11 protein-coding genes are annotated in these 16,010 nt (G+C 67.1%); 10 read left to right on the top strand and 1 reads right to left on the bottom strand.

All coding sequences use genetic code 11. The features are described 5' to 3' along the window. Nucleotides 1-32: 32 nt before the first annotated feature. Both AB0I23_RS31455 and AB0I23_RS31450 read left to right on the top strand, forming a co-directional pair. Nucleotides 33-677, top strand: coding sequence for a histidine phosphatase family protein (locus tag AB0I23_RS31455; protein WP_359114402.1), 645 nt, complete (start codon nt 33-35; stop codon nt 675-677). Between the two features lie 146 nt (nt 678-823). Beyond that, nucleotides 824-1,123 carry a cupin domain-containing protein gene (locus AB0I23_RS31450; protein WP_359114400.1) on the top strand — a complete coding sequence of 100 codons (300 nt, stop codon included), beginning with the start codon at nt 824-826 and terminating at the stop codon, nt 1,121-1,123. A gap of 73 nt (nt 1,124-1,196) precedes the next feature. Here the strand turns inward: AB0I23_RS31450 and AB0I23_RS31445 are convergent, their stop codons facing one another. Next, nucleotides 1,197-5,045 (bottom strand): GH92 family glycosyl hydrolase, encoded by a 3,849-nt coding sequence (locus AB0I23_RS31445; protein WP_359114398.1) that lies wholly within the window; start codon nt 5,043-5,045, stop codon nt 1,197-1,199. A gap of 503 nt (nt 5,046-5,548) precedes the next feature. Between AB0I23_RS31445 and ngcE the strand changes: the two genes are divergently transcribed. The 8 genes from ngcE (at nt 5,549) to dxs (ending at nt 15,990) form a co-directional block, all read left to right on the top strand. Beyond that, complete coding sequence (gene ngcE, locus AB0I23_RS31440; RefSeq protein ID WP_359114396.1) at nt 5,549-6,997, top strand: N-acetylglucosamine/diacetylchitobiose ABC transporter substrate-binding protein; 1,449 nt, start codon at nt 5,549-5,551, stop codon at nt 6,995-6,997. A 50-nt stretch (nt 6,998-7,047) separates the two neighbouring features. After that, nucleotides 7,048-7,971: a carbohydrate ABC transporter permease gene (locus AB0I23_RS31435; protein ID WP_359114394.1), complete on the top strand. Its 924-nt coding sequence runs from the start codon at nt 7,048-7,050 to the stop codon at nt 7,969-7,971. Continuing rightward, nucleotides 7,971-8,888 carry a carbohydrate ABC transporter permease gene (locus tag AB0I23_RS31430; protein ID WP_359114393.1) on the top strand — a complete coding sequence of 306 codons (918 nt, stop codon included), beginning with the start codon at nt 7,971-7,973 and terminating at the stop codon, nt 8,886-8,888. Before AB0I23_RS31435 ends, AB0I23_RS31430 begins: the two co-directional genes overlap by 1 nt. Nucleotides 8,889-9,089: 201 nt before the next feature. Next, complete coding sequence (locus AB0I23_RS31425; protein ID WP_359114391.1) at nt 9,090-10,289, top strand: ROK family transcriptional regulator; 1,200 nt, start codon at nt 9,090-9,092, stop codon at nt 10,287-10,289. Nucleotides 10,290-10,409: 120 nt separating this feature from the next. Continuing rightward, nucleotides 10,410-11,525, top strand: a complete 1,116-nt coding sequence (locus AB0I23_RS31420) for a sugar ABC transporter substrate-binding protein (RefSeq protein WP_359114389.1) — start codon at nt 10,410-10,412, stop codon at nt 11,523-11,525. 251 nt (nt 11,526-11,776) lie between these two features. After that, nucleotides 11,777-12,565: an ATP-binding cassette domain-containing protein gene (locus tag AB0I23_RS31415; protein WP_037700842.1), complete on the top strand. Its 789-nt coding sequence runs from the start codon at nt 11,777-11,779 to the stop codon at nt 12,563-12,565. Then, nucleotides 12,562-13,866 carry a sugar ABC transporter permease gene (locus tag AB0I23_RS31410; protein WP_436847028.1) on the top strand — a complete coding sequence of 435 codons (1,305 nt, stop codon included), beginning with the start codon at nt 12,562-12,564 and terminating at the stop codon, nt 13,864-13,866. Before AB0I23_RS31415 ends, AB0I23_RS31410 begins: the two co-directional genes overlap by 4 nt. Nucleotides 13,867-14,061: 195 nt before the next feature. After that, a complete protein-coding gene (gene dxs / locus AB0I23_RS31405) occupies nt 14,062-15,990 on the top strand; it encodes a 1-deoxy-D-xylulose-5-phosphate synthase (protein WP_359114387.1) in 1,929 nt (642 codons plus the stop codon). The last annotated feature ends 20 nt before the right edge of the window (nt 15,991-16,010 follow it).

Raw genomic sequence — 16,010 nt, 5'->3', positions numbered from 1 at the left:
GGCGCGCAGAGCACAGAGAGCGGATGGCACCCATGGGCGAGTTGATCCTGATCCGGCACGGCGAGACCGAGTGGTCCCGGAACGGGCGGCACACGAGCCACACCGATCTGCCCCTGACCGACCTCGGCGAGCGTCAGGCCCGTGCTCTCGTGCCGCTGATCGCCGACCGGAAGATCGGGCTCACCCTGGTCAGCCCGGCTCTGCGCGCCCGGCGCACCGCCGAGCTCGCCGGGCTGGACTCGCCCCGTGTCACCGCCGACCTGCGCGAGTGGGACTACGGCGGCTACGAGGGCGTGACCACCGTCGAGATCCAGCGGACCCGGCCCTCCTGGAACCTGTGGACCGATGGCGTCACCCCCGGCCCCGAGGCGCACCCCGGGGAGACGCCGGCTGAGGTGGGCAAGCGCGCCGACCGCGTGCTCACCGAGGTCTGGACGGCCGCCGAACAGGTGGGGGACGCGGACATCGCTCTCGTCGCGCACTCCCACTTCCTGCGCGTGCTCACCGCCCGCTATCTGGGACTGGCTCCGGCCGGGGGCACCCTGTTCCAGATTGCCACGGGGGCCGTCTCCCGGCTCGGCACCGAGCACGGGCAGCCCGTCATCACCGCCCTGAACCTGGCTCTGCCCGAGAGTCTCTTCCGCGCCGCCGTCCCTGAGTCGCCCGAGCAGGACTGAGCAGGTCCACGCTGTTCGTCCCGGGGCGCCGGTGCGGCGCTGGTGGCGGTACGTGTATTCGGCTGGTGCGACGCGGCGATCAAAGCTGTGACGTGGGCTTTTACGGCCCGGAGAACGAGTACGAACCAACAGCGAGGAGCAGGCCGATGACGACAACCGCTCGCCCGAGCGTGCAGCACGAGGACGACCAGGTGCGGGTCACCCGCTGGGACTTCGAGCCCGGGACGCGTACCGGCCGCCATGTTCATACGCATGACTACGTGGTCGTGCCGGTCGTCGACGGTGTCATCAGCGCCTTCGCGCCCGACGGGTCGGTGACCGAGTCGCAGCTGCGGGCCGGTGAGTCGTACGCCCGCCCGGCCGGTGGCGAGCACGATGTCGTCAATACCGGCAGTGCCTGGCTGGCCTTCGTCGAGATCGAGATCAAGACTGCCTCCGTCGGCTGACCGGCGAGGAGCGCATCGACGGCCGGTACCACATCGCGAGGTACCGGCCGCCGGTGCGAAAAGGGTGCTGCCGTCAGGAGATCAGCTCCACCTCCGCCAGCGTCCCCTCACCGACCGGCACCAGGCGATAGTGCGTGTACGTTCCCGCCGTGCCCACCGAGAACACCCGGGTCTGCTTGTCCCACGCGAACGACTGCCCGGACCGCTTGTCGAGGTCCTTCCACGTCGTGCCGTCCGCCGAGCCCTGCAGGACCCAGCCCGTCGGCGCCTTCGCCGCGGTGCCCGAGGTCAGCGTGTACCGGACCGCCTTCGTGGCCGACCCGACCGGGAGTTCCACCGCGCCGGACACCGTCGCCGTCGTGGCGGACGTGTTGTCGAACAGCGCGCCTTCGCCCTTCAGGACGTCCTTCTTCGGCGACGGCACCGTGTCGTCCTGGGTGATCGACGTCGGGGCCGCGTTCTTGCCCGTGCCCCACGCCGACGGCTTGGCGCCCATGCCGAACTCCAGGACGCCACCCGTGGCGAGCACCTCGTGCGGCAGGGACGTGGACGTCCACTTCTTGCCGTTGACCTTCAGGCCCTGCACGTAGATGTTCTTCGCGCTGTTCCTCGGGGCCTTGATCACCAGGTCGTGGCCGTTCTCCAGGTGGACGGTGGTCTTCGTGAAGAGCGGCGAGCCGATGGCGTACTCGCCACTGCCCATCACCAGGGGGTAGAAGCCGAGCGAGGAGAAGAGGTACCAGGCCGACTGCTCGCCGTTGTCCTCGTCGCCGTGGTAGCCCTGACCGATCTCGCTGCCCGTGTAGAGGCGGCCGAGTACCTCGCGGACCTTCTCCTGGGTCTTCCAGGGCTGCGACGCCGCGTCGTACATGTACGTGACGTGGTGCGCGACCTGGTTGCTGTGGCCGTACATGCCCATCCGTACGTCACGGGCCTCCGTCATCTCGTGGATGACACCGCCGTACGAGCCGACGAACTCGGGACCGGCCGTCTCCGGGGTGGAGAAGTACGTGTCGAGCTTCTTCGCCAGGCCGTCACGGCCGCCGTACAGGTTCGCCAGGCCGCGGCTGTCCTGCGGGGCCGTGAACGCGTAGCCCCAGCCGTTCGTCTCCGTGTAGTCGTAGCCCCAGATCCGCGGGTCGTACGTGTCGGAGGCGACCCGCCAGTCGCCCTTGGCGTCCTTGCCCTGGAAGAAGCCCGCCTTGGAGTCGAACAGCTGGACATAGTTGCGGGCCCGGTTCAGGAAGTACTCCGACTCCTCCTTGTACCGCTCCTTCTTCGTCTTCTTGTAGAGCGCCTGACCCATCTGCGCGAGGCCGTAGTCGTTGAGGTAGCCCTCCAGCGACCAGGACAGACCCTCGTGCGTCGACGTGTTCGCGTAACCCGTGAACGGGGACGTCACCATCCCCTTCCGGCCGACACCCGACATCGGCGGAACCACCGTGGCGTTCTTCAGGGCCGCCTCGTACGCCGCCTCGCCGTCGAACTTCACGCCCTTGACGTACGCGTCCGCGAACGCGACGTCCGACGAGGTGCCGGTCATCAGGTCGGCGTAGCCGGGGGAGGACCAGCGGGAGATCCAGCCGCCGTCCTTGTACTGCTGGACGAAGCCGTCGACCATCTCGCCGGCCTTCTTCGGCGTGAGGAAGGAGTACGCGGGCCAGGTCGTCCGGTACGTGTCCCAGAAGCCGTTGTTGACGTACACCCTGCCGTCGACGATCTTCGCCCCCGTGTGGGTGGGGGTGTCCGAGCCGATCTGCGGCGAGAACGGGCTGGCGTACTGGTCCTTGCCGTCGACCCGCTCGAAGCCCGAGTTCGGGTAGAGGTACAGCCGGTACAGGCTGGAGTAGAGCGTCGTCAGCTGGTCGGCGTCCGCGCCCTCGACCTCCACCTTGCCCAGGATGTCGTCCCAGGCCTGCTGCGCCCGGTCCTCGACGCGGCCGAAGGAGCGGGACGCGGGGATCTCGGCGGCGAGGTTCTGCTTCGCCTGGTCGATGCTGATCAGTGAGGTGGCCAGACGGAGGTTGACCGTACGGTCCGTGCCGGCGTCGAAGCGGAGGTAGCCCGTCACGTCGTCACCGCCGCCGCCCTTGAGCTTGCCGCTCGCGGTGACCGGGGCGTCGAAGACGCCGTGGACGAAGAGCCGGGTGGCGCCGGTGGAGAGGCCGCTCTTCACGTCGGAGAAGCCGGTGAAGGAGCTGGTCCCCGGGTCGAGGGTGAGCCCGCCGTCGTTGGAGATGTTGTCGAAGACGACGGACGCGTCGTCACCGGGATACGTGAAGCGCATCCGCGCCGCGTGGTCGGTCGGCGTCATCTCGGCCTTGAGGCCGTTCTCGAACGTCACACCGTAGTAGTGCGGCTTCGCCGTCTCGTTCTCGTGCCTGAACGGCAGCGCGCGCGCCGTGCGGGAGGCGTCAGGAGTGTCCTTGGCCACCGACGGCATCAGCTGGAACGTCTGCCGGTCGCCCATCCACGGGCTCGGCTCATGGCTCGCGCTGAACGCCTGGAGAGTGGGCAGGTTGTCGCTGTTGTTGGCGCGCTGGTAGTCGTACAGCCAGCTCGTCGAAGCGGCGTTGGTGACCGGGGTCCAGAAATTGAAGCCGTTCGGGACGGCGGTGGCGGGGAAGTTGTTCCCGCGCGAGAAGCCGCCGCTGGAGTTGGTGCCCCGTACCGTCGACGCGTAGTCGGACAGGTGTGCCCGGCGCTCCTCCGGGGCCTTCGGGGCGAGCGTGATGTCGTCGATCCAGCCCTGGAACTTCGCCGGGCCCTTGGGGGAGTCGTACGCCACCAGGATCCGGTCGACGGTCTTCCCGGCCGCGACCGTGCCGACGCGCGAGGCGACCTTGTTCCACTGGTTGACGTACAGCCGCTTGGCGTCGGCCTGGCCCTGCGGGGTCAGCGGACCGCCGTGGCTGTCGGTGGCACCCAGATCGCTCAGGTACGTGCCGTCGGTGAACGCGAGGTCGACCGACACATGCGTGGCCGGGTACGAGAGGTCCGTCTCGCCCATCTGCGGATAGACGAGGTAGGAGAGCTCGGTGTTCCGGGTGACCGCCGTGTCGACGTCGAAGATCTTGTTGTACGAGTACGCCCGGCCGCCCGCCTTGTGCGTGCCCGCGTAGCGCAGGGCCTTCTTGCCCGTGAAGCCCGCGCCGGCCTTGGCCGTGGGGGAGCCCGACGGGCCGCGGTCGATCTGGCTGCGCATCTCGTCGGGCACCGGCGTGCCGGTGTTGCCGTCGGAGAACTGGACGTCGGCGAGCTGGGTGATGTTCGAGGCGCCGTTGTTCTTCGTGATGTCCAGACGGAAGTGCTGGTAGGCCGTGTCGGCCGTGATGTCGTACGACTTGGTCTGGAAGCGCTCGCTGAAGGACTGGTCGGTCCGGGAGTCGAGGTCCTTCCACGTCTTGCCGTCGGCGGAGCCCTGGAGCGTCCAGTTCCTCGGGTCGCGCTCGTCGGCGTCGTTGGCCGAGGTGAGTGCGTAGGTCACGACCTTGACCGGTTCGGTGAGATCGAACTCCAGCCAGGCGGTGGGCTCGAAGGCCAGCCACTTGGTGCTGGACTCCCCGTCGACGAGGTTCTCCTTCACCTCACCGCCGCCGGTGTTCTCGTCACTGGCGCGGACATCTGTGACCTTGTCCGTGACATTGCCCGGTATTCCGGACGAGAAGCCACCGTCGATGCCCGACGACCGCTTCGTCCCGTCAGGCCCCTCCTCCACGGTATTGCGCCAGTCCGGCTGCTTTTCGTCTGCCTCGAACGAGGAGATGAACGTCTGGTCGGCTGTGGGCTTTTCACCCCTTTCGAGGGAACGTGCCGACTGTTCGGCGGCCGCCGTCGGGGCGGTCACGACCAGGACCAGTGAAGCCGCGATGAGTGCGGCCGTCCGGCTTTGTCTCGTGCGAAAACCATGTCGGGGCTGCATGCCGAGCCATTCCTCCCGAGGAAGTGCGCGATTGGACAACGTTGTCAGAGTGATGCGCAGGATCCAGTAGGGAGCCAAGTGGCGGGATGTGTCAAGGGTGTTGGACGGGAGAGGCCGGGCGAATCGACCGTATTGCGGAAATCGTTACACCCGGACGAGGGCGCACGGGGCTCATGTGTCCGCGAGGTCTCAACTCGGGAAAGACTGCAGCCCAAAGCTGCATTCGATCTTGCTCAGTTGGCCGCAAGTGGACTATACCTGTCGGCGTCTGCCCCGCCGTTTTCCACGGGGGCGGACAAGGGGGGCCAGGAGAAGGGTCGAGGGGTGCCATGGAGCGCATCCGCCGCTCGATCTCCCGAATCCCCCACTGCATCCGGCTAGCCTGCAGAATCAGCATGACCCAAGCGCAACTGACCGCGGTGGCGGGGCCCTTCGCCTGAGGCGAATTTCGACGGGCGACCGGTACACACCGCCTGAGTCCTGGAGAAGGCGAGGACTTGAGCATGGGATCCACCTCCGCCCACAAGAATGAGGGCCTTGGCCGTCGCGACGTGATCAAGCGGTCTGCCGCACTCGGTCTGATCACCGTTCCGACGATGAGCTTCCTGTCGGCGTGTGCGAGTAGCGACAGCGGCACCGACGACACGGTCAAGAAGGGCAAGACGAGCGCCAAGAACCCGCTCGGCGTCAACGAGACCGCTGCCCTCGATGTCGTCATCTTCGACGGCGGATTCGGCCAGCAGTACGCGATCGACGCGGAGAAGAAGTACAACGCGGCCTTCCCGAAGGCCCCGAAGGTCAAGCACACCGCGACTCAGAAGATCCAGTCGCAGCTGCAGCCGCGCTTCAACGGCGGCACCCCGCCGGACCTGATCGACAACTCGGGCGCCGAGCAGATGGACATGGGTGTCCTCGTCGGCAAGAAGCAGCTGCTCGACCTGACGCCGCTGATGGACGCCCCGTCCATCGACGACCCGAGCAAGAAGGTCCGCGACACGCTGCGCCCCGGTGTCCTGGAGATGGGTCAGTTCGACGGCGACCCGGTCTGGATCATGTACTACGCGTACACGGTCTACGGTGTCTGGTACTCGCAGACCGCGCTCGACAATCTCGACGCGCAGTACCCCGAGAACTGGGACGACATGCTCGCCCTCTGCGAGAAGGCGAAGAAGAAGGGCATCGCCGGCTGGACGTACGCCGGTAAGTACCCGTACTACCTGCCGTTCTCGCTCTACCCGTTCATCGCCAAGATCGGTGGCCGGGAGGTTCTCGACAAGATCGACAACCTGGAGCCGAACGCCTGGAAGGACCCCGCGGTCAAGGCGGCGTTCGAGGCGTACTACGAGCTGTACCAGAAGGGGTACATCCTCAAGGGCACCCCGGGCATGACCCACATCCAGTCGCAGACCGCGTGGACCAAGGGCAAGGCTCTCTTCATCCCGAACGGTTCGTGGGTGGAGAACGAGGCGGCGCCCACCACGCCCAAGGACTTCAAGATGATGGTCTCGGCGCCGTCCAGCCTGGACTCGTCCGACAAGATGCCGTTCGGCACCATCTGGGCCTCCGGCGGTGAGCCCTTCGTCGTCCCGGCCAAGGCGAAGAACCCCGAGGGCGGCATGGAGCAGCTGCGCATCATGCTCTCCGAGGAGTCCTCGAAGAACTTCACCAAGCAGGTCAAGTCCCTCAGCGCCTTCAACGGTGGCACCGACGGTCTGACCCTGTCCACGGCCATGCAGGCCGGTGTCGACGCGCTGAAGAAGGCCGGCGACAACGTGGTGAACCCGCGCCTGCAGGACTGGTACGTGAAGCTTCAGAAGGAGCAGATCGGCGTCGCCGGCATCGGCGAGATGATGGCGGGCCGCGCGACCCCGGCGGAGGCCATCAAGAAGATCCAGGCCTTCGCGGACGCGGCGGCCAAGGACCAGTCCATCAAGCACTACAAGCACCAGTGAGCAACCGTCACCAGCGGCGGCACCCGCGGAAAGATCGGGGTCGGTAAACGATGCAGCACGGCAAGTACCGGTTCATTGTGGGGTTCTTGACCGCCCCACTGGCGTTGTACGCGGTCTTCGTCATTTGGCCGTTCATCCAGTCCATCTACTATTCCTTCACGGACTGGACCGGCCTGAGCCCGGACTTCAAGATGGTCGGCTTCGACAACTACACCAGGATGCTGAAGGACGACATCTTCTGGAAGTCCTTGCAGCACAGCGTGTTGCTTGTGCTGCTGCTGCCGCTGGTGACGCTGGGGCTCGCGCTTTTCTTCGCCTTCATGCTCAATGTCGGCGGCCGGAGGCGGAAGAACGCCACGGTCGCCGGCGTGCGGGGCTCGGGCTTCTACAAGATCGCCTATTTCTTCCCGCAGGTGCTCTCGATCGTGATCGTCGCTCTGCTCTTCCAGTTCGCGTTCAACCCCAGTGACGGGATGCTGAATTCGACCCTGAAGGGCATCGGTCTCGGTTCCGTCCAGCCGGACTGGCTGGGTGATCCGAGCCTCGCACTCATCTGCGTCATGTCGGTGCTGATCTGGTCGACGGTCGGATTCTTCGTCGTCCTGTTCTCCGCCGGAATGGCGTCCATTCCGAAGGACTTCTACGAGGCGGCGCTCCTCGACGGCGCCAACCGCATCACGACGTTCTTCCGGATCACCCTGCCGCTGCTCTGGGACACGGTGCAGTCGGGCTGGGTCTACATGGGCATTCTGGCGCTCGGCGTGGAGGCGTTCACGGCCGTGCAGGTCATGACCGTCGGTCCTGGTGGTCCCGACTACTCGACCACGGTCCTGCCGCTGTACGTGTACCAGACGGCCTTCCGTGACGGCCAGGCAGGATACGCAACAACGATCGGTGTCGGACTGCTCATCGTCACCATGGTCTTCGCGGCCATCGTGATGCGGCTGGGCCGGCGCGAGCGGCTGGAGTTCTGATGAAGACCACTGACACCCCTCCCGCGCCCGCGGCGGACCGCGTGCCCGTGTCCGCGGTGACCGTGCTCGGCGGCAAGAAGGAGAAGAGCAGCGAGGGCTCCGTCCTCAATGTCTTCTCGCACGGTGTGCTGATCATCTGGGCGATCCTGGTCGTCATGCCGCTGCTCTGGGCGGTGATGGCGTCCTTCAAGACGGACGACTCGATCCTGTCGACGCCGTGGGCGCTGCCCGACAAGCTGCACTTCGAGAACTGGACGCGCGCCTGGAGCCAGGCGCACATGAGCGACTACTTCTTCAACACGATCGTCGTGGTGGGCGGCTCGCTGATCGGCACGCTGCTGCTGGGTTCCATGGCGGCGTACGTACTGGCGCGGTTCGACTTCCCGGGGAACCGCTTCCTGTACTTCCTGTTCATCGGCGGGATGAGCTTCCCGATCATCCTGGCGCTGGTCCCGCTGTTCTTCGTGATGAACAACATGGGTCTGCTGAACACGGTGCACGGACTGATCCTGGTCTACATCGCGTACTCGCTGCCCTTCACCGTCTTCTTCCTCACCGCGTTCTTCCGGACGCTGCCGACCTCGGTGGCGGAAGCGGCGATGCTCGACGGGGCGTCGCACACCCGGACGTTCTTCCAGGTGATGCTGCCGATGGCGAAGCCCGGCCTGATCAGCGTGGGCATCTTCAACTTCCTGGGGCAGTGGAACCAGTACATGCTGCCGACGGTGCTGAACACCGAACCGGATCACCGGGTGCTCTCCCAGGGCCTGGTCGAACTGGCCACCAGTCAGGGCTACAAGGGCGACTGGTCCGGCCTGTTCGCCGGTCTGGTGATGGCGATGCTGCCGGTCCTCGCGGCCTACATCATCTTCCAGCGTCAGGTTGTTGCGGGCCTGACCGCGGGAGCCGTGAAGTAGCGGCCCACCGAACACCGCACAGACGGACGAACCGCCCGTCGGCCCCGAGCCGGCGGGCGGTTCGTCCGTTCTTCGTGTCCGCCGGACGGGGCCTGTTCGCTCATCCGAGGCTCGGACTGCTCAAGGTCTTGACGGGGAGTACCCCAAAACGTTCAGCTTAGAGTTCACATGTTAGAGAAAACGGTAGGAGTGAGAGAGTCGATGGAGACTCCGGGGTCGCAGACATCTCTGCATCGCGCCAACCTTGAGCGGGTAGTGCGTGCCGTACGTATGGCGGGTTCGCTCACCCAGGCGGAGATCGCCAGAAGCACGGGCCTCTCCGCGGCCACGGTCTCCAATATCGTTCGCGAACTGAAGGATGGCGGCACGGTCGAGGTGACCCCCACCTCGGCGGGCGGCCGCCGGGCCCGCAGCGTCTCCCTGAGCGGTGACGCGGGCATCGTGATCGGCGTCGATTTCGGACATACGCATCTCCGGGTGGCGGTCGGCAACCTTGCCCACCAGGTGCTCGCCGAGGAGTCCGAGCCGCTGGACGTGGACGCCTCGTCGGCCGAGGGCTTCGACCGGGCGGAACAGCTGGTCAAGCGGCTGATCGAGACGACCGGGATCAGCCAGGACAAGGTGATCGGCGTGGGCCTCGGCGTTCCCGGTCCGATCGATGTGGAGTCCGGCACGCTGGGCTCCACGTCGATCCTGCCGGGCTGGACGGGCATCAACCCGAGCGAGGAGCTCGCCGCGCGGCTGGGCGTGCCGGTGTACGTCGACAACGACGCCAACCTCGGGGCGCTGGGCGAGCTGGTCTGGGGGAGCGGCCGGGGGGTCAAGGATCTCGCGTACATCAAGGTCGCAAGCGGCGTCGGCGCCGGCCTGGTGATCGACGGGCACATCTACCGGGGACCGGGCGGCACGGCCGGCGAGATCGGCCACATCACGCTCGACGAATCGGGCCCTGTCTGCCGCTGCGGCAACCGCGGGTGCCTGGAGACCTTCACGGCCGCACGGTACGTCCTGCCCCTGCTCCAGCCCAGCCGCGGGCCCGATCTGACGATGGAGCGGGTGGTCCAGCTCGCCCGGGAGGGCGATCCGGGCTGCCGCCGGGTGATCGGGGACGTCGGGCGGCACATCGGCAGCGGCGTCGCCAACCTGTGCAACCTGCTCAACCCCAGCCGGGTCGTCCTCGGCGGCTCCCTCGCCGAGGCGGGGGAGTTGGTGCTCGGGCCGATCCGCGACTCGGTGTCGCGCTACGCCATTCCCAGCGCGGCACGGCAGCTCTCGGTCCTTCCCGGGGCCCTCGGCGGGCGGGCGGAGGTGCTCGGCGCGCTGGCTCTCGCGCTGAGCGAAATGGGCGATTCGACCCTTTTGGGGAGCTCGCTGCCGACAACTGCACCTGCCTTCACTTAGATAACGAATGGCACCGTTGTCATCTCGTTAAGGATTTACTCCTTGACGCTGACGTCGTGGCCGAGTTGACTTCCAGCCACCTCGGCCGCAACGTCGCGGCCTCGTCAGGGAGGTTCGAGAATGAACACGCGTATGCGTCGTGCCGCCGTTGCCGTTGCCGCCACCGCGATGGCTGTCTCGCTTGCCGCTTGCGGCAGCGCCAAGGAGTCTGGCGACAAGGCCACGGACACCGGATCCGCGAAAAAGGGCAACGATCTCAAGATCGGTCTGCTGCTTCCCGAGAACCAGACGGCCCGGTACGAGAAGTTCGACAAGCCGATCATCGAGAAGAAGATCAGCGATCTCACCGGCGGCAAGGCGAAGGTCATCTACGCCAACGCCAAGCAGGACGCCACGCTGCAGACGCAGCAGGTCGACACCATGATCACCAACAAGGTCGACGCGCTGATCGTCGACTCGGTGGACTCCAAGGCCATCGCGGGCGCGGTGAAGAAGGCCAAGGACGCGGGCATCCCGGTCGTCGCCTTCGACCGCCTCGCCGAGGGCCCGATCGACGCCTACACCTCCTTCGACAACGAAGAGGTCGGCCACGTCCAGGGCAAGGCCCTGCTGGAGGCCATGGGTTCGAAGGCCAACGGTGGCACGATCGTGATGATGAACGGCGCGATCACCGACCCGAACGCCGCTCTCTTCAAGAAGGGCGCCAAGGCGGAGCTCGACGGCAAGGTCAAGGTCGGCAAGGAGTACGACACCAAGGAGTGGAAGCCGGAGAACGCCAACTCCAACATGGAGGCGGCGATCACTGCCCTCGGCAAGGGCAAGATCGACGGTGTCTACTCCGCCAACGACGGCATGGCGGGCGGCATCATCACCGCCCTCAAGGCCGCCGGTATCTCCAAGCTCCCGCCGGTGACCGGCCAGGACGCCGAGCTGGCCGGTGTGCAGCGCATCGTCGCCGGTGAGCAGTTCATGAGCGTCTACAAGCCGTACGGCCCCGAGGGCGAGGCCGCCGCCGAGATGGCCGTGGCGCTGGCCCAGGGCAAGAAGCTCGACTCGATCGTCACGTCCACGGTCGACAGCCCGACCAACAAGGGCGTTCCCACGTTCCTGGTCCCGGTCGTCTCGCTGACCAAGGACAACATCAAGGACACCGTCCTCAAGGACGGCGTCTACACCCTGGACGAGATCTGCACGGCCAACTACAAGGCGGCCTGCGACAAGCTCGGCCTGAAGTAGGCCGCACCCCCACCGCGAGCGCGGTCGGGTAATCACCTTACGTACAAGGTGAGTTGGCCGCGCTCAGGCGGCAAGTCGGCTGACTTCTCAGCGGCTTGCGCCCGTGGAAGCCTGTCCGGCGCCCCGCACCTCAACCGCCCCGCTATCGGGCGGGGCGCCGGGCGGAACGCTTCCGCGCTCTCTGTTCTCTTCTGCTCGACCACCGCGCCCTCCCCCGGCGCGGCATCCCCGCCGGTCAGGCGGCGAAGGAGATGGTTCACGTGTCCGCTACGCCCGTGTTGGCGTTGCGAGGGGTCTCCAAGCGATTCGGTGCCGTTCAGGCGCTCACCGATGTAGAGCTCGAGGTCCACGCAGGCGAGGTTGTCGCCCTGGTCGGCGACAACGGCGCCGGTAAATCAACGCTGGTCAAGACGATCGCCGGAGTGCACCCCATCGATGACGGAGTCATCGAGTGGGAAGGCAGGACCGTTGAGATCAACCGGCCGCACGACGCCCAGAACCTGGGCATCGCGACCGTCTATCAAGACCTCGCGCTCTGCGACAACATCGATGTCGTCGGCAACCTCTACCTCGGCCGGGAGCTCCGTAAGTTCGGAGTCCTCAACGAGGTCGAGATGGAGCGCCGTTCCCGCGAGCTCCTCAGCACGCTGTCGATCCGCATACCCAGCGTCCGTATCCCGATCGCCTCTCTCTCCGGCGGTCAGCGCCAGACCGTGGCCATCGCCCGTTCGATGCTCGGTGAGCCGAAGCTCGTCATCCTCGACGAGCCGACCGCGGCCCTCGGTGTCGAGCAGACCGCGCAGGTCCTCGACCTCGTCGAGCGGCTGCGTGAGCGCGGTCACGCGGTGATCCTCATCAGCCACAACATGGCCGACGTCAAGGCGGTCGCCGACAAGGTGGCCGTGCTCCGGCTGGGCCGCAACAACGGCGTCTTCGACGTCGCGACCACCTCGCAGGAAGAGATCATCTCCGCGATCACGGGCGCCACGGACAATGCCGTGACCCGACGCGCGGCGCGCAACGGGGAGGCCCAGAAGTGAGCACCGACAACACCCCCCAGCCGGTACTGGCGAAGACGGCCGACATGCCCGCCGAGAACCCCGCCGCGGCGGACGGTTCCGTCACCGCTGTCGACCCCCGGCTGCTCGTCCGCGAGCAGGGCCTCTCCGGATACCTCGGCGAGTTCAAGCGCAAGATGAAGGCCGGCGACCTGGGCTCGATCCCCGTCGTCCTCGGCCTGATCATCATCTGGGCGATCTTCCAGAGCCTCAACTCGAACTTCCTCACCGCAGGCAACCTCTCGGACATCTCGGTCGCCATGGTCGGCACCGGCATGATCGCGGTCGGCATCGTCTTCGTGCTGCTGCTCGGCGAGATCGACCTCTCGGTCGGTTCCGTCAGCGGTGTCGCGGGTGCCACCTTCGCCGTACTCAACATCACCCACGGCATGTCCGAGTGGCTGGCGCTGATCCTGGCGATCCTCACCGGCGCCGCGGCCGGCGCGATCCACGGCTACGTCTTCGCCAGGATCGGTGTCCCCGCCTTCGCCGTCACCCTGGCCGGTCTGCTGTTCTGGAACGGCTTCATGCTCCAGATCCTCGGCTCCAACGGCACCATCAACCTCGACTCCGAGGGCCTGGTCGCCAAGCTGACCAGCTACTACTTCAGCGATGTCGCGGCCGGTTACGGCCTCGCCGTCGTCGCTGTGGCGGCGTACTTCCTGTCGTCCTTCTTCGACAACCGTCGCCGTGAGGCGGTGGGCGTCCCGTCCCGCCCGCTCGGCGAGATCATCGTGCGCACGGGCGCGCTGGCCGTGGTGGCCTTCGCCGTCGCCGTCATGTTCAACCAGTACAAGGGTCTGCCGCTCGCCGTGGTGATCTTCCTGGTCATGCTGGTGGCGACCGACTTCGTACTGCGCCGCACCTCGTACGGCCGCAAGATCTTCGCGCTCGGCGGCAGCGTCGAAGCGTCCCGCCGCGCCGGTATCAACGTGGTGATGATCAGGACCTCCGTCTACGCGATCTCCGGCACCTTCGCCGCCATCGGCGGACTCTTCATCGCCTCCAAGATCACCTCCGCCAACCAGGGCGCGGGCAGCGGTGAGCTTCTGATGAACGCCATCGCGGCGGCCGTCATCGGCGGCACCAGCCTCTTCGGCGGCCGCGGCCGCACCTGGAACGCGCTCCTCGGTGTGCTGGTCATCATCTCGATCCAGTACGGCCTCGCCCTGCAGGGCATCGCCTCGCCGATCCAGTACATGATCACCGGTGGTGTGCTTCTCGCCACGGTCGTCATCGACGCGGTCACCCGCAAGACCCAGAAGACCGCGGGCCGCGCCTGACCGCGGAACCCGCACGTGTGCCCGGCACCCTTCGTGGTGCCGGGCACACACGCGTACGCAGGCACGTACGCGTCCAAGGGAACGTCCGCAGCCGATTCGCTCCGAATATGCCGCCCCATGACCTCGCGCGCGGACGGAACATTAGACTCATCGGATCGGCATGCTCGACCAGCTCACAACGCTAAGGAGGCACGGGTGGCTCTGCTGACCCGCATCGGTGGACCGCGTGACCTGGACCGGCTCACTCCCGAGCAGCTGGACCAGCTCGCCGAAGAGATCCGGACCTTCCTCGTCGACGCCGTTTCGAAGACCGGTGGGCACCTCGGCCCCAACCTGGGCGTGGTCGAACTGACCATCGCCCTGCACCGGGTCTTCGATTCGCCGAAGGACAAGGTGCTTTTCGACACCGGGCACCAGAGCTACGTGCACAAACTGCTCACCGGTCGCCAGGACTTCTCGAAGCTCAAGAGCAAGGGAGGCCTGTCCGGCTATCCCTCGCGCGCCGAGTCCGAGCACGACATCATCGAGAACTCGCACGCCTCCACCGTCCTCGGCTGGGCCGACGGTCTCGCCAAGGCCAACGAGGTGCTGAAGAAGGACGACCACGTCGTCGCGGTCATCGGTGACGGCGCGCTCACCGGCGGCATGGCCTGGGAGGCGCTGAACAACATCGCCGCCGCCAAGGACCGTCCGCTCGTCATCGTCGTCAACGACAACGAGCGCTCCTACGCCCCGACCATCGGCGGCCTCGCCAACCACCTCGCCACGCTCCGTACCACCGACGGCTACGAGCGCTTCCTGGCCCGCGGCAAGGACATCCTGGAGCGCACCCCCGTCGTGGGGAGGCCGCTCTACGAGACGCTGCACGGCGCCAAGAAGGGGCTGAAGGACTTCATCGCCCCGCAGGGCATGTTCGAGGACCTCGGCCTGAAGTACGTCGGCCCGATCGACGGCCACGACATCGAGGCCCTGGAATCCGCGCTGCAGCGCGCCAAGCGCTTCGGCGGACCGGTCATCGTGCACTGCCTCACCGAGAAGGGCCGCGGCTACACCCCCGCCCTCCTCGACGAGGCCGACCGCTTCCACGCCGTGGGCAAGATCCACCCCGACACCGGCCTGCCCGTCTCCACCTCCGGCCTCGACTGGACCTCGGTCTTCGGCGAGGAGATGGTCAAGCTCGGCAAGGAGCGCAAGGACATCGTCGCGATCACCGCGGCCATGCTCCAGCCGGTCGGCCTCAGCAAGTTCGAGGAGGCGTTCCCTGACCGGATCTACGACGTCGGCATCGCCGAGCAGCACGGCGCGGTCTCCGCGGCCGGCCTCGCCACCGGCGGACTGCACCCCGTCTTCGCGGTGTACGCCACCTTCCTCAACCGCGCCTTCGACCAGGTCCTCATGGATGTCGCCCTGCACAAGTGCGGTGTGACGTTCGTCCTGGACCGTGCCGGTGTCACCGGCACGGACGGCGCCTCGCACAACGGCATGTGGGACATGTCGATCCTGCAGTGCGTGCCGACCCTGCGGATCGCCGCCCCGCGCGACGCCGACCAGGTCCGCGCCCAGCTGCGCGAGGCCGTCGAGGTCGACGACGCCCCGACCGTGGTCCGCTTCTCCAAGGGTGCGGTCGGCCCGGCGGTCAAGGCCGTCGGCCGGGTCGGCGGCATGGATGTGCTGCGCACGTCCGACGCGCCCCGCCCGGACGTCCTCCTGGTCTCCGTCGGTGCGCTCGCCCCGATGTGCCTGGAGATCGCGGACCTGCTGGACGCCCAGGGCATCACGACGACGGTCGTCGACCCGCGCTGGGTCAAGCCCGTCGACGAGGCCATGGCCCCGCTCGCCGAACAGCATCGCGTCGTCGTCACCGTCGAGGACAACAGCCGGGCCGGCGGTGTCGGCTCCGCCGTCGCCCAGGCACTGCGCGACGCCGGGGTCGACGTACCGCTGCGCGACTTCGGTATCCCGCCGCGCTTCCTCGACCACGCCTCCCGCAAGGAGGTCATGGCCGAGATCGGGCTGACCGCGCCGGACATCGCCCGTCAGGTCACCGGACTCGTCGCCAAGCTGGACGGCCGCTTCGACAGCGGCGCCGACAGCCGTTCCGTGATCGAACCCGCGCGCGACTGACCCGTACGCGCACGGTCCCC

Origin of the sequence: Streptomyces atratus (assembly GCF_040655115.1) — a bacterium.
GTDB classification, from domain to species: domain Bacteria; phylum Actinomycetota; class Actinomycetes; order Streptomycetales; family Streptomycetaceae; genus Streptomyces; species Streptomyces atratus_D.
The sequence above is the reverse complement of the archived record's forward strand: the minus strand, read 5'-3'. Positions and strand labels throughout refer to the sequence as shown.

Bases quoted from the DNA above. Each gene is read 5' to 3' on its own strand.
- AB0I23_RS31450 (WP_359114400.1), top strand. From the start codon at position 824: ATGACGACAACCGCTCGCCCGAGCGTGCAGCACGAGGACGACCAGGTG.
- AB0I23_RS31445 (WP_359114398.1), bottom strand. From the start codon at position 5,045: ATGCAGCCCCGACATGGTTTTCGCACGAGACAAAGCCGGACGGCCGCA.
- AB0I23_RS31415 (WP_037700842.1), top strand. From the start codon at position 11,777: ATGGTTCACGTGTCCGCTACGCCCGTGTTGGCGTTGCGAGGGGTCTCC.
- AB0I23_RS31435 (WP_359114394.1), top strand. From the start codon at position 7,048: ATGCAGCACGGCAAGTACCGGTTCATTGTGGGGTTCTTGACCGCCCCA.
- AB0I23_RS31425 (WP_359114391.1), top strand. From the start codon at position 9,090: ATGGAGACTCCGGGGTCGCAGACATCTCTGCATCGCGCCAACCTTGAG.
- ngcE (WP_359114396.1), top strand. From the start codon at position 5,549: ATGGGATCCACCTCCGCCCACAAGAATGAGGGCCTTGGCCGTCGCGAC.
- AB0I23_RS31420 (WP_359114389.1), top strand. From the start codon at position 10,410: ATGAACACGCGTATGCGTCGTGCCGCCGTTGCCGTTGCCGCCACCGCG.
- AB0I23_RS31455 (WP_359114402.1), top strand. From the start codon at position 33: ATGGGCGAGTTGATCCTGATCCGGCACGGCGAGACCGAGTGGTCCCGG.
- AB0I23_RS31430 (WP_359114393.1), top strand. From the start codon at position 7,971: ATGAAGACCACTGACACCCCTCCCGCGCCCGCGGCGGACCGCGTGCCC.